8 protein-coding genes are annotated in these 14,361 nt (G+C 41.0%); all 8 read right to left on the reverse strand.

What is annotated here, in order from left to right; all coding sequences use genetic code 11:
• Positions 1–76: 76 nt before the first annotated feature.
• Entirely contained in the window at positions 77–1,798 is a 1,722-nt protein-coding gene (locus AXK38_07280; protein ID AMH89051.1) for an aminobenzoate synthetase, read from the reverse strand.
• 60 nt (positions 1,799–1,858) lie between these two features.
• Positions 1,859–8,368 (reverse strand): zinc metalloprotease, encoded by a 6,510-nt coding sequence (locus tag AXK38_07285; protein AMH89052.1) that lies wholly within the window; start codon positions 8,366–8,368, stop codon positions 1,859–1,861.
• A gap of 2 nt (positions 8,369–8,370) precedes the next feature.
• On the reverse strand, positions 8,371–8,934 hold the full coding sequence (locus tag AXK38_07290; protein AMH89053.1) for a hypothetical protein: 564 nt from the start codon (positions 8,932–8,934) through the stop codon (positions 8,371–8,373).
• A gap of 114 nt (positions 8,935–9,048) precedes the next feature.
• The gene (locus AXK38_07295) at positions 9,049–10,740 is read right to left on the reverse strand and encodes a histidine kinase (protein ID AMH89054.1); all 1,692 of its coding nucleotides are present in this window, start codon (positions 10,738–10,740) and stop codon (positions 9,049–9,051) included.
• Positions 10,737–11,474, reverse strand: coding sequence for an AraC family transcriptional regulator (locus AXK38_07300; protein ID AMH89055.1), 738 nt, complete (start codon positions 11,472–11,474; stop codon positions 10,737–10,739). Before AXK38_07300 ends, AXK38_07295 begins: the two co-directional genes overlap by 4 nt.
• Before the next feature lie 283 nt (positions 11,475–11,757).
• Complete coding sequence (locus AXK38_07305) at positions 11,758–12,870, reverse strand: peptide methionine sulfoxide reductase (protein ID AMH89056.1); 1,113 nt, start codon at positions 12,868–12,870, stop codon at positions 11,758–11,760.
• A 9-nt stretch (positions 12,871–12,879) separates the two neighbouring features.
• Positions 12,880–13,443 carry a thioredoxin family protein gene (locus AXK38_07310; protein AMH89057.1) on the reverse strand — a complete coding sequence of 188 codons (564 nt, stop codon included), beginning with the start codon at positions 13,441–13,443 and terminating at the stop codon, positions 12,880–12,882.
• A gap of 13 nt (positions 13,444–13,456) precedes the next feature.
• Positions 13,457–14,167 carry a cytochrome C biogenesis protein gene (locus AXK38_07315; protein AMH89058.1) on the reverse strand — a complete coding sequence of 237 codons (711 nt, stop codon included), beginning with the start codon at positions 14,165–14,167 and terminating at the stop codon, positions 13,457–13,459.
• Between the last annotated feature and the right edge of the window lie 194 nt (positions 14,168–14,361).

The following is a 14,361-nucleotide window of genomic DNA, read 5'->3' on the forward strand; positions in this document are numbered from 1 at the left end:
TATCCTTCAATTGATTCCGAACCTCTTTCCAAGACTCTGCTGACTGCCCTAACCCGTGTAAAAATACCAGCTTCATCTAGTTCTCCTCTAGGCTTAATTCATACAAGCCTCTCACTGCATTACAACCGTAAGTAGCTTCTGCTTGGGCCAAGTCTTTTAAGGTCAAGACTTTCTCTTCTACTTGTCCTGTTTCTAGTAAATACTGACGGTAAATTCCTGGTAAGATTCCAAGTCTGATAGGCGGTGTGTAGAGTTTCCCAGAGATTTTCAAAACCAAATTTCCAATAGATGTTTCAAGAAGTTCTCCAGACTTATTATGGTAAATCTTCTCTTGTTCCCCTAGGTTCAAATGTGGTCGGTGACTCGTTTTGAAGTAGGTAAAAGCTTGATTCAAATCCATTTCCTGCAGGCAAAGTTGAGCCTGACAGAAGCTCGGACTAAGAGGTGTTAATACTTGACGATCGACTTCTATCTCCCCAGATTTTCTAAGGCTAATTCGCAAACGGTAATCTTGATTAGCATCACAAGTCTGACACTCTGCTTCAATCTTTTGCCTCAAAATTTCTGGGTCAAAAGGATAAGCAAAATATCGACTAGCTTTTCTCAGTCTTTCCAAATGTTGATCTTCAAACATCAAGCTCTTCTGACTGATTTTTCCAGTTGTAATCAGTTGGAAACGAGCTTGTTTACGATAGAGAACAGCAGCCTTTTGATGAACCTCGCGGTATTCAGATTCCCATGTGCTATCCCATGTAATGCCACCACCAACTCCATAGATGGCTTTCCCTTGATGCAGTTGAATGGTCCGAATGGCAACATTAAAAATTCGTCGTCCATTTGGAAGCAAGAGACCAATCGTTCCACAGTAGACTCCACGCGGTTGGGGCTCCAAGTCCTTAATGATTTCCATGGTCGCAATTTTGGGTGCACCCGTTATGGAACCACAAGGAAAGAGAGAACGGAAGATTTCAACAAGGTCCACATCCTCTCGCAACTGACTCTTGATGGTCGAAGTCATCTGCCAAACCGTTGAATACTGTTCCACTTGGCACAGACGCTCCACATGCTCGCTCCCCACCTCAGAAATACGATTCATATCATTACGCAAGAGGTCCACAATCATCATGTTTTCAGAGCGATTTTTGGGATCCTGTTCCAACCAACTGGCCTGCTCCAAGTCTTCTTGGTCAGTCATACCACGCTGAGTCGTTCCCTTCATTGGTCGCGTTGTCAACTCGCGGTCATTTTGCTCAAAAAAGAGCTCTGGACTCATGGAAATCACTGCCATGTCATCATGTTCCACATAGGCATTGTAGCCTGCCTCCTGCTCTACTACCATACGATTGTAGATAGCAAAAGGATTGGCGGTTAAGTCCTGCTTGAGTTGGACAGTATAGTTGACCTGATAGGTATCTCCCTGCCGCAAATGATGGTGAATCTGAGCAATCGCCTTTTCATAGTCTGCAGCAGACGTTACTTCCTGCCAATTTGAGGGCAAATCAACCTCATCATAAGTCAGAGGAATAGGGGATGTTTCTACCCTATCATGAACAGTAAAATACAGTAGGTACTCTCCCAGTAGGGGAGTCTTGTGAACTGCTAATTTCTCCTCAAAAGCAGGTGCAGCCTCGTAGCTAACATAGCCCACCACATAATAGCCTTGCTCTTGGTAGCTTTCCACTTGTGCCAATAAGGCTGTTACTTCCGCTAAATCTCTCGTTTTCAACTCTTTGATAGACTGGGTAAAGGTGTATCTCTCCCCCAAAGCCCTAAAATCAATCACTGTTTTTCTATGCATACTTTAAGTATAGCATAAATTAAGAAAACCCTCATCTGCAAAGCAGATGAGAGATTTCGATTATTTAAAGATTGAAGTTTTAAAGCTGTTTGTTTGTTGAAGAAGTTTTTTGTATAGTTTTTCTTTAAGCGTAACAGTATTGTCAAATTTAACTGATCCATTTTTAAGAGTAGCTTTATCTTTTTCAACTGCTTCAGCAAATGCATTCTTCAAGTCATCGTAACTACTGTATGTAGTACCGTCGATTGTAACAGGGTTAAATCCTGCCTTAGCTTTATCCACAACTTCTTTGAAGTATTCTTTCTTCCACTCTTCCAGTGTACTGAATTTACCATCAGAAACTTTCTTAATGATGAAGTCATCACCTAGACTAGCATGACCAGCCTGTTTAGACTCATTTTTCAGCATGTTAGAAGCGTAGTTTAAGAAGCCTTTTTCATATCCAAAGTAACCCCACATACGGAAGGTGTTATGCTTGAATGACATTGCTCCTGGAGCCCCTTCACTTGTATTACCACCGTAAATACCTGCAGTGATAGGCACTGTTACATAGGCAGAGCCAAATCCAGTTGGGTCATAAGTACCATTACCAGGACCATGTTTGGTCATGAAGTTCTTGTCTACTAGATCGTTGACAGAAGTTAAGTTATACTCTTTTTCTTCTGCATTCAAATCACGAACCTCGTCATATTGGTTCTTCGTATTAGCGTTACGTAATTTCTTAGCAACTTTCTTGAACCAAGCGTTGTTTAGTTCTTTATTGTGTTTATCAAGAACAGCTTCACCTTCAAGGTAGTCAAGAAGCATTAGAGTATCGTTGAAACCTTTCATGTAATGATCGATTTCCGCACGAGATGTAAGGTCGTTTGGATTAGTGTTATACCATTGGTTTCCGTCATTTGGACGTTCGTAGGCCATGTTCAATCCTAGTGCTTTAAAATCACCGTTTGGACTTGTTTCAGCAGGAGATTGTAACATACCTTGTGCAAATGCTTCTAGGTCAGTACCTTCACGGTGTCTAGAACCACCTAAGTAAACCATACGGTCGTTTACGTGAGTCGTTTCGTGAGTAAAGGCTGAGATACCGAAGTCACTAATCATATTGGTAACCATGAAGAAGACTGAATCATCTTTATAAGGATTACCGTAGATACGAGCTACAGCTCCCATACGCCAGTCAGTAGCATGGTAACGACCTGTTGGTCCGTATAATTCACGAACTGGAGCGACATCTTTACCGCTATTAGTGCGACCGTATTTATCAGTACCTTCTTTGTAGTTTTGGTTATCAAGTACTGGTGTTGGCACCATGTTGTTGCTCTTAAGTAGTTGATTACGAACTTTATCCAATGATAAACGAGACCAGAAGTCTAGATAATTTTGTTGAGCTTTTGCCACTTTATCGATTTCAGGTTTGAATGCTTCACGCTCTGCTGCTGTGTTCTTACCGTATTTCTCAAATGAACTGTACGCTAGTGTATTGTATGTTGAGATTAGAATCATGTGAGCATCTTTTAAGTTAAGAAGTGGAAGGATCATCTTACCATGTACGTCGTTGTTTAATCCTTCGTATGCTCTGTGTTTCTTATCAGCAAACTCAGGAGTTGTTGTCTTCGGCTCAACGACATATACATTATCTTTAGTTGCTTTTATGAACCAATCGTTTAAGTCTGTGTCACTTGTGAAGAGTTCCATATTGTATTTCAAGAACTCATGTAAATTACCTTTACCAGTAGCACCGGCAATCACTTCACGATAAGCATCGTGAGTACGATCACCCTTAATATAACTTTCTTTAGATCCAATGTTGATGATTCGATCTAGGACACTAACGTTCTTACCGTAGAAGTCAGGTTTGAATAACATTAATTCTTTAATATTAAAGTCATCGAATTTAACTCCGTAGTAACGGTTGAGGTAAGACAAACCAAGAAGAACTGCAGCCTTATTGTCATCGATTTTCTTAATCAAGGCACGTTTTGCAGCTTCATCTGTGTTCAGTTGGTGATCTTCATTTTCCACTAACTTCGTAACAAATTTATTAAGGTTATCTTTAACATACTTGAAGCTTTCTTCTAAGTACAAATCCTTAATTGCATTGACTTTGTTGCCACCAGTTCTACCCAAGTGTTGGTAAATCGGGTCAGATTGTAATTCTACTGGACTCAATTTACTTTCGATAGCACTGATTAAGTCAGCACGATCTTTAACAAGCATGTTTGGCGTGTAAACGACTTCACCAAGTTCAGCTACACTATATTCTTTCACTTGTTTAACTTGAGAATCTTTTGGTGAAATTGTAAAGAATTCTTTTGTCTTATCTGCATAGTGAATCATAATATGGTCAGCATCTGTAAGGTCTGTGACAAAGTCATTTCCTTTCATCGCAGTAACAGACAATACTTCTTTCGTTAACAAGTTTGATCCAGCAGGAATCTTGTTACCTTGGTTAACAATCCACTCTTTATTATAGAACGGTTGAAGTTTTTCAATGTTACGGTAAGCAAGTTCACGAGATGCATCGTAGTCTTGAGTAGATTTGTAAGTGTCAGCTTTTGGCTTAACATTATTTAATGTATCTGAAACAAGAGGCTTGATAAGATAATCATTAGCTGTAATTCCTAATGTTGCAATTTTCTTGTCAGCTTCTTCTTGTGAGACTTCTTTAATTCGGTTGGAAATAGAGAATCTAAATGAACGATTACCTGTACTTACATCTTTTACAACGAAGTTACGTTCCAAAGCGTTATTTGAGAAGTATCCATCCTCAGCATCAATATCTTTAGAGCCATAGAACACTTCACCATTTTCAACTTTCATCATAGACACAGAGTCTGCAACTTTACCCCATGCCCAGTTCTTACTAAGGAAACCACCTACTTCAACAGGTGTATTTACCTTAATAGTTCCTTTCGTAACAGCGTTACGAACAGAACCATATTTACCGATTCCGTTAGGATCAGAACCGTTATCGGATCTAGCGACAAATCCACCGATACGAGCTTTATTAGCAACTATATCAGCTTCTACATATCCTTTATCAACATTACCTTTCCAGATTTCGCCAACCATGCCACCGAAATCCCAACCTCTATCACCTACACCAGTAAGTTTACCAATATAAGCAACATTAGTAAGTTGTCCGCCGTTATCTAATTTGTTAACAAGTCCGGCAATTCCATCTCTACCAGTTATGCTACCAGTTACTTTAATATTCTCAACAGTAGCATTCTTAACAGTTCTAGCAAGAGCAGAAATGTTATCAATCCAAGGCATATTAATATCGATATTAGCCAAGTTGACATCTTTAACCGAACCACCTTCAATACCACCAAATAATTGACGTGTCATATTGTGGATTGAATAACGTTGTCCCTCAACACTTGATAACTTACCTCTAAATGTACCAGGAACATACTCTTTATTTGGAGTTGGTACATTGGCTGCATTAAGGTCTGCACCAAGTTTGAACTCACCGCTAGGATTAGCTTTCATATCTTTTACAAGCTCATTGAAGTTGTAGTAAACATTACCTTCTTTTGCTTTTTGTTTTTCAAAGTAATGTACATACTCTTCGCTAAGTGTGTTATCAGCATTACGTTGAACTAAGTCCGGTGCTTTGGCAGTAACTTTGTATAAAGTTTTTCCATCTTTTTCTACTTCTTCAATCTTGTCAACAGCAAGTCGTGTAACTTTGTTGTCGTGAGTTGTAACTCGTAGGTAAAGTGGGGCAACATCGGCTGGTTTTTCTGTAAGCAAACTAGTATCTGTTTCATTACCGTCAGCGTCCACACTCATCAAGCTTGTTTCTTTGATATTTTTGATTTCAACTTTTTTGAGGTCAATTCTTAGAGGTTCTTCATTCAGAACTACTTCCTCATCGCCTTCACCACGGTCATAAACCATCTTAGTTTCAAGTTTATAATCCTTATAGTATTGCAGATCTGTCAGGCTAGCTGTCAAGTTGTCAGGTGAAACATTTAAAGTTTTCACAATCTCATCACCTTTTTTCAGAGTTAAGGTGATAGATTTAATGGCCGCCTTGCTTGGATTTTCTAGACTGTATTTAACATCTGAAGTCCGTTTCAAATCCTTAGGTTCAACTGCAGTGATGGTCAATACTGGTTTTTCAAAGCTCTTAGTACCACGTTTCAAAATTCGGTCTTGAGGGGCCTCAATAACTTCTTCTGTTACTTTTGGTGCATCCTCAGTCTTAACTCCTTTGATAGTATTAAAGGTCTTAGTGATTTTTTTCTGACCTTCTTTCCCTTCTTGAGCTACGACTTCTAAACCTTTTTTCAGTTGATTATCTTCTTCAATCTTTTCTTTGAATGGAATCTTTTCAAGGCTTTCCTCTACAAGAGTTCCTTCAATTGGTTTTGTACCACGGCTTACCTGTTGATTTACAGGCTCCTTAGTCACTTCCGTACTGGTTGAAAGAACTTGGTCAGTTTTGACACCTTCTACCGTTTTATAGGTTGTTTTGGTAACTTGACTTCCTTTTTCACCATTTCGTAGGACAGTTTCTTCGTCTGTATACTTAGTTGGATCCTCAGTCGTTTCAGTTTTGTAGTCAATTTCTGTAGTTGATTCTTCAACAAGGGTTCCCTCAGTCACCTTATACTCAGGTAACTGATCTTGAACAAGTGCTTGACCTTCCTTGCCTTCCTCTTGAGTTCCTTTTACTTCTACTTGAGCTTCTGGTAGTTCAGGTTGCGTTAAAGATTGGCCTTCCTTACCTTCCTCTTGAGTTCCTTTAGACTCTACTGTAGCCTCTGGTAGTTCTGGCTGTACTAAAGATTGACCTTCCTTACCTGACTCTTGAGTTCCTTTAGACTCTACTGTAGCCTCTGGTAGTTCTGGCTGTACTAAAGATTGACCTTCCTTACCTTCCTCCTGAGTTCCTTTAGACTCTACTGTAGCCTCTGGTAGTTCTGGCTGTACTAAAGATTGACCTTCTTTACCTGCCTCTTGAGTTCCTTTAACTGCGACTGTAGCTTCTGGTAATGCAGGTTGTGTTAAAGATTGGCCTTCCTTACCAAATTCTTGAGTTCCTTTAGACTCTACTGTAGCTTCTGGCAATTCGGGTTGCGTTAAGGATTGGCCTTCCTTACCAGATTCTTGAGTTCCTTTAGACTCTACTGTAGCTTCTGGCAATTCGGGTTGCGTTAAGGAGTGACCTTCCTTACCTACCTCTTGAGTTCCTTTAGACTCTACTGTAGCCTCTGGTAGTTCAGGTTGCGTTAAAGATTGACCTTCCTTACCTACCTCTTGAGTTCCTTTAGACTCTACTGTAGCCTCTGGTAGTTCCGGTTGCGTTAAAGATTGACCTTCCTTACCTACCTCTTGGGTTCCTTTAGATTCTACTATAGCTTCTGGTAGTTCAGGTTGTGTTAAGGATTGACCTTCCTTACCTACCTCTTGGGTTCCTTTAGATTCTACTATAGCTTCTGGTAGTTCAGGTTGTGTTAAGGATTGACCTTCCTTACCTACCTCTTGAGTTCCTTTAGCTACTTGGTGGCTCGGTTCAGTTTGTGGTACTGGAGTTGGGGCAGGTTGTACCTCTTTCTTAGTTCCAACCGCAATGACTTGCGATACAGGATTTTGAACCACTTGGTCTTCAATGACTTCTCTAACTTCTTGACCATTAACTATCGAAACTTTGGTTACAAGGCGACGCTGACCATTGACTCCAGCTGTGACGATACGAGTCTGTCCTTCTGCTAGATTCGCATCTGAACTTGTGACCGTTTCAAAAGGAATTTCTACCAAGCTCTCTTCCTGTTTAGCCTGAAACTTCTCAGAAACTGGTTTTTCTTCAACAGCAGGAGCAACTGAATTCTCTACTACAGGTTTTTCGATGACAGTCTCTGGAGTAACCGCAGCTCTTTCTTGAACAACTTCAGTTTTCTCATTTTCTTTTGAATTTTGCTTCTCTACTGGCAACTGAGGCTGTTCAGCTGAAGCTGGTCTTGATGGATGAAGATCTGCTTCCTTAAAGTATCCAATGTACTCATAACCATCAATGTGGATAATCCCTTCAGCCAAGCCTTCATGTGTAGAAGCTGAAATAGTTTGGTTATAAGAAAGTAATTCTTTATTTTCAAATGCAAATGTCCCATAAGGTACAAAGGTGCTAGCTCCTAAAGAACCAATCAAGAGAACACCTAGAACTTCTTTGCGACCTTTTTTAGACACTAAAAAGACTGCTAACGAGGCGGTTGCCAAGCCAAGGCCTGCTAGAGCTAGCTCCTTACTTCCTGTGTAAGGAAGTTGTTGACTGTTAGTTGCTTTCTTGCGATAAACTACATAAAGAATATCTTCATCTTGAAATTCTGTTGGAACCTCATGATGAATCAGGGCTTTTTCAGACTCGGTCAATTCCTGCTCCGCCAAATAACGGTAATGAACGCTATGAGCACCACCAACTTCATTGGCTTGAACTTTGTCTACTGAAAGGGGACTAGCACCAAAAAGGAAGGCCCCGATGGCTACAGGACCTACCCCAACAGTTAGCTTACGAATCGAATATTTTGTGATTTTTTCTAGTTGCTGTTTTGTTTTTCTCATTTTCACGACTTTCTAATAGAATCTTGCGGATAGTGCGCACGCGCACCTCCGATTAATTTTGGACGACTAGCCAACGCCGTTACGTGGGCATGACCAATCTCTCTCAAAAGAGGACGAATCGGAACCTGAACATGCTTGACATGCATGCCAATAGCAGTGTCTCCGATATCCAATCCAGCATGGGCCTTGATAAATTCAACCTCAACTGGATCCTGCATAAACTTGAAGGCTGCCAATTGACCCGAACCTCCTGCATGAAGGGTAGGAAGGACACTGACCATTTCCAGACTAAACTGCTCTGCAACCTGACGTTCAACAACGAGAGCCCGATTGACATGTTCACAGCCTTGAACAGCTAGATGAATTCCTTTTTCCTCTAGGATATCTAGAATGGTCTTCACAATGATTTCGCCAATTTCTTGGCTGGATTCCTTACCAATCTGGCCACCTATCACCTCACTAGAAGAAAGGCCCAAAACAAAGATAGATCCTTGCTTCAAATTGGCCTTTTCTAATACATCTTTTACAATCTGGCTTGTTTCTCTTTGAATGTCTTTTTCCTTCATACTTGATACCTCTTTTGTCATTATCTATCATATCGTTTTTTCTTGTTTTTAGCAAGATAGACAACCTAGAAAGCTTGCTCAATTACGCATAAAACTCCCAGAATTGACCGGGAGTTAGCTAGTTTCTATTCTATTTATGTATATTTCAACCGTCGTTCCTTTGTCGGGTGTAGAATCAATCTTCATCTGGTAATGTTCTCCAAAATGAAGTTTGAGCCGTTGGTCAACATTTTGAAGACCGACTCCCCCACGTTTGAGTTGACTTTGACTACTATCTCCAGCATCTTGGAAGCCAACTCCATCATCCTCAATACGGATGACCAATCCTGAATCCTGTTTCTGGACAGAAAGTTTAATATGGCCCTGACCTTCCTTTTCCTTAATGCCATGGTAAAGAGCATTTTCTACAAGGGGTTGTAGGACCAGCTTAGGCAAGACTAGATTAGCAAAGGCAGGATTTTCCTCAATCTCGTATTCCAGTTTATCTCCATAGCGTTGTTTCTGGATAAAGAGATACTGGCGGACATGATTGATTTCATCAGACAGGCAAATTAAATCCTTGCCTTGATTAAGTGCCAAGCGGAAATAGGTTGCCAAAGACTTTGTCACCTGCACCACTCGCTGACTATCCTGAAATTCAGCCATCCAAATGATGGTATCCAAGGTGTTATAGAGGAAATGTGGATTAATCTGGCTCGAAAGGGCTTGAAGTTGGTACTGACGGGTCGTTTCTTCCTGGCTACGAATATCTGCCATGAGCTGATCAATCTGATCCAACATGGCATTAAATTGGCGAGTCACTTCTCTCAGTTCATAGGCACCAACTTCCTTGGCACGAAGATTTTGAGCACCAGAAGCAATTTCCAGCATGGTTTCTCTCAAATCCTTCAAAGGAGCAATCCAACGCTTGAGACTGAACCACACCAAGCAGAGGCAGGTAAGAAGAGATGTGACACTAGCCCCAAGCAAGGTCCACAAGAGTTGACTCCGAACCTGGTCTAACTTTTCCAGCGAAGACACTCCTATAACCGTCCAATCAGTTCCAGCAATCTGTTCCTGACTGACGTAGGATTTGTAGCCAGGAGTATAACCCTGTCCCGTCTCAATGTAAGGTTTCATGGCCTCCATTTCGCTAGATGAACTATAAACTGTGTGTTGAGGATGGTAGACAAATTCATGGTTTTCATTGATGATAAAGGCAAAGCCCTGCTGACCCAACTGGAGCTGGTTGAGATAGGCTTCCAGAGTTTCGTAGGAAATATCCAAACGAAGAACGCCAAGATTGGCCCCCTTTGCATCAACCAGTTCTTGAGTGACAGAAATAACCCACTGACTATCCGATTTACGAGCCGGAGTCAAAACGGGCATAGCACCCTGATGAATGGCCTTTTGATACCAATCTTCAGCCATCATATCTGAGGAGGTTTTCATCTGCACACTATCATCTGTAGAAATGACCTGACCAGATTTGGTTACCAGTACCACCGTTTTCAAGTCCTGGTCTGCCTTCAAGATAGTCAAAAATAGATCTCGAATTCCCTTGACCTTGTCTTGACTAGGATTCTCAGCATAGGCTAAGAGATCCATCTGCTGGGTCAAACTGGTCGAGGTTGTTTCTAATTTTTTTATATAAGACTGAATAAAGTGACTAGTCTGGCTGATAGTCGTTTGACTATTGCCCTCAATAGTGGCCTCAATAGCTGATGAACTAGATTGATAGTAGAAAGTCCCAACCAGAGCTAGGAGAATGAGAAAAACCAGAAAGATGGAAATAACCATTCTGACTAGTAGAGAAGAACGCTTCATCGACCTTCCCCCTTCTTAAACTGACGAGGAGTCACACCTGCAATCTGTTTAAAACGTTGGGTAAAGTAGTTCATATCTTCAAAGCCAACCTTTTCGGCTATCTCATAAATCTTTAAATCTGTGGTCAGAAGCAAGAGTTTGGCTTGTTTGACACGCTCTCTTACCAAATAATCCTGAAAAGGCAGCCCCAACTCTTTCTTAATCAAGGAGCTCAGATAAGTCGGACTAAAGCCCAAGTCACTGGCCAAAGACTTTAAACTAAATTGGCTATCAGCCAGATGGGAGTGGATTTTCTGAGCCAGGTTTCCCTCAAACTTATCGGTCAATAAATCTTGTAACTGCTCTTCCTTTTCTTCCTTGTCTAGTTTTTGCTTGATTTTCCCCAACATCTCCTCAATGTCCTGACGGGAAAAGGGCTTGAGCAGGTAGTCATCCACACCGAGTTTGACAGCAGACAAGGCATAATCAAAATCATCGTAGCCTGTCAAAAAAACTAGATGCACCTGAGGATAGGTTTCTCGTACAAGACTGGCCAACTGGATGCCGTTTAGCTGAGGCATGTTGATATCGGTTAAAATGATATCTGGCACCTGCTTTTGAATCAAGTCCCAAGCCTGCCTTCCATTTTCAGCCTGACCGATGATTTCCATATCGTAGGCTGCTACATTGACTAAGTTGGTCAAGCCTTGTCTCACCAGATATTCATCTTCTACGATTAAGATTGTGTAGGTCATGCTCTGCTCCTTTGTCACTTACTAGTATCAGTATAGCAAAATTCTCCTCTAACTGCTTAGGAAAGCCCTCTTATACTCAATGAAAATCAAAAAGAAAACTAGGAAGTTAGCCGCAGTTTGCTCAAAGCACTGCTTTGAGGTTGTAGATAGAGATACTGGGCAAAAAGGCTTTTAAATTAGAAAATTTGCTTTATTTTCTCCTCAAATTGAGTTTTTGCCCAGTCTCAACCCTACCCACGGTAAGGCGACGCTGACGTGGTTTTAATTTGATTTTCGAAGAGTATTAATCGACATAATCTAGTAAATAAGCATAGCCTTTTTCTTCCATTTGATCTTTGGGAATAAATCGAATAGAGAGACTATTGATACAGTAACGTAAGCCACCTTTGTCCTGTGGTCCATCCGTAAAGACATGGCCAAGGTGAGAATCTCCAACTCGACTCCGCACTTCCATGCGTGTCATATTGTAGGACTTATCTTCCTTGTAGGTGGCAACATCTGGGCTGATGGGTTGAGTGAAACTAGGCCAGCCGCAACCAGACTCAAACTTGTCCTTTGATGAAAATAGGGGTTCGCCAGTTGCCACATCCACATAGATACCAGATTCAAATTTATCCCAGTAGCGGTTTGAGAAAGCTCGTTCTGTTTGATTTTTCTGGGTGACTGCATACTCCTCAGGTGACAAGGTCTTTTTCAATTCCTCATCGCTTGGTTTGGGATATTTGCTGGCATCGATGACGGGATAGGCTGCCTGATTAACATTGATATGGCAGTAGCCATTTGGATTTTTCTTGAGATAGTCTTGGTGGTAATCTTCTGCCACTACAAAATTCTTCAAGGTCTCCTTTTCAACTGCTAGAGGTTGATCGTATTTCTTAGCCACCTCATCAAAGACTTGGTTGATTACCTCTAAATCCTTGTCATCTGTGTAATAAACGCCGGTACGATACTGGGTCCCCACATCATTTCCTTGTTTATTTTTGCTAGTTGGATTGATAATGCGGAAGTAATGAAGCAGGATTTCTTTGAGGGAAATTTGCTTGGCATCATAGGTAACATGAACAGTCTCCGCATGACCTGTTTGGTTAATCAATTCGTACTTGGTTGTTTCCCCTCTACCATTTGCATAGCCTGATACGGCATCTGTCACACCGGGAACGCGTGAGAAATATTCCTCAACTCCCCAGAAACAACCTCCAGCCAGATAAATTTCGTGCAAGTCTGCATCTTTACTCACTTCTGTTTTTTTCACTGTTTTTCCTCCTTGGCTAACTGATGCTTTCTCAATTTGCGAGCTATCTGTCTGCCCTGCATTTCGCATCAATAGAAAATAGAAACCGCTTATGGCTAAGAAAAAGATTCCTGCCAAGACAAACAATTTTACTTTATCATTCATGACCTTTCTCTACCCCATTTCTTTCAATGTTTTTAAAATCATATCCTTATCCATAAAACCAGGTTGCGTTTTGACCAGCTTTCCTTCCTTGTCTATAAAGGCTTGAGTTGGGTAAGAACGGACACCATAACTTTCCAAAAGTTTTCCTGATGGGTCAATTAGAACTGGGAAATTTTTATAATCCAAGCCCTTGTACCAGTTCTTAAAGTCCGATTCTGCTTGTTCCCCCTTATGTCCAGGTGACACTACTGTCAAGACCACATAATCATCACCAGCATCCTTAGCAATTTCATCCGTATCTGGAAGACTGGCTAGACAGATGGAACACCAAGAAGCCCAGAATTTGAGATAAACTTTCTTGCCTTTGTAGTCAGATAAACGATAAGTCTTACCATCTACACCTGTCAGTTCAAAATCAGCAACCGCTTGACCTTTAGTAGCAGTTTGTGAACTGACTTGTTCTGTTTTTGTTTGCTCCTTCATAGTAGATTCGTCTGACATATTTTTAGCAGAACAAGCTGCCAAGCAACACATTGAGCCTACTCCAAGGAGACATGTTTGCCATTTTTTCATTTCTTTTTCCTCTCTATTCAAATAATGTAGTCAAAATAGAAGCATTTCCCAAAAGCACCAAGATTCCCATCACGATAATGAGGAAACCACCCACTTTTTTGAGTGTTCCGAGATAAGGATGGAGTTTTCGAAAATGTTTCAAAATATAGCTGGAGGCTAGAGCTAGAACCAAAAATGGTAGCGCCAAACCCAGCGTGTAAATCAACATGAGACCAGCTCCCTGCCAAGCACCTGAACCACCTGAAGCCGCCAAGGCCAAAACAGAACCAAGAACCGGCCCCACACAAGGCGTCCAAGCAAAACTAAAGGTCAACCCCAGTAAAAATGCCTGACTATAGCCGTTATCCTTTTGACCCTGTCTCTTTAATTGTAGCCTTCTTTCCTTGTAGAGTCCCTTCAAATGTAAGATTTCCATCTGGTGCAAGCCCAAGAGAATGATAACCGCACCCGTCATATACTGAAACCAAGAGGCATAAAGCAAATTACCTACAAAACCAGCTCCATAACCTAGTATGATAAAGATAAAAGAAATCCCCGCTATAAAGGCCAGAGTTCGTAACAGACTAACAACTGAGATTGAAAATTTGCCACTAGAAGCCTGAGAACTATCTTTGTCATCCAGTAAGACCCCTGCATAGACCGGTAACAAGGGTAAGATACAAGGAGAAAAGAAGGAAAGAATTCCAGCAAGAAAAACACTGATAAAAAAGATTACATTGTCCATTGCCTTCCTCCATTCTTTGATTTGATAGGACTATTATAGCCCCAAAACTCCAGAAAAAACAGGGACAATGATAGGGAAAAATAGGAATTTAATCAGGTAATACTTCAAAGAAATCAAAAAAACATGAGTAAAAGGGTAAGCTATCTTACGTTTTCGAGCTAACATCTAGTAAACTAAAAAACAGATTCTTCCAT

It is taken from the genome of Streptococcus mitis (genome assembly GCA_001560895.1).
GTDB lineage: Bacteria > Bacillota > Bacilli > Lactobacillales > Streptococcaceae > Streptococcus > Streptococcus mitis_Q.